The sequence below is a fragment of the Burkholderia sp. BDU5 genome, from assembly GCF_001522845.1.
GTDB classification, from domain to species: Bacteria; Pseudomonadota; Gammaproteobacteria; order Burkholderiales; family Burkholderiaceae; genus Burkholderia; species Burkholderia mayonis.
The window spans coordinates 1-545 of record NZ_LOWC01000025.1 but is presented as its reverse complement, the minus strand read 5'-3'; the positions used below and the strand labels follow the sequence as shown (position 1 = coordinate 545).

Below are 545 nucleotides of genomic sequence, written 5' to 3'. Positions count from 1 at the left end.
ACGGGCGCGCTGCGCATGGGCAAGACGCCCGCGGCGAGAACTCTGGTAACGCTGAGCCGCTTCGCGCAAGCTCGCGCGCCGGGCCGCTTGCGCACAGCCGCCGGCGCAATAGATCTGGCCTCGATCGCAGCGGCGGCAAATGAACACCTGCGCCCGGCAGCGGGCGCACAGGAAGAAGCGGCCCGTGGGCAGCATCGGCGGTCCCCGTGGAACGCCGATGGCAGGTCGATATCGACAGGGTCCGCCCAGCCGTGGAATACTGCGGCTGCACGTGTCCCTGTGCTTGGCCCCGTGGCCCCGCACCTGTGTCCAGTGTGGCGCGACCCCGGGGTGAACTTGGCGGTTTGACCGGTGTCGCGCCGGTTGTTTCTTCGGCGGTGTGCCTTTCTACCGCAACCGATCCGCGCCGTCATCCCTCAACGCGCTTTGCGCGTCTGCACTCGCCCTACGGGCTCCCTCCGACGCGCAAAGCGTCAGGCATCCGCAGCGTCGCTACCCCGCAAACATCATCTTCCAAGCACGGCCACTTCAAACGCTCAATTCCA

At 67.5% G+C, this 545-nt stretch carries 1 protein-coding gene; it reads right to left on the bottom strand.

Going from position 1 to position 545, the window contains the following annotated elements:
- A partial coding sequence (locus WS69_RS34495; RefSeq protein WP_231747075.1) for a hypothetical protein occupies positions 1 to 195 on the bottom strand: 195 nt, incomplete at its 3' end.
- Positions 196 to 545: the final 350 nt, after the last annotated feature.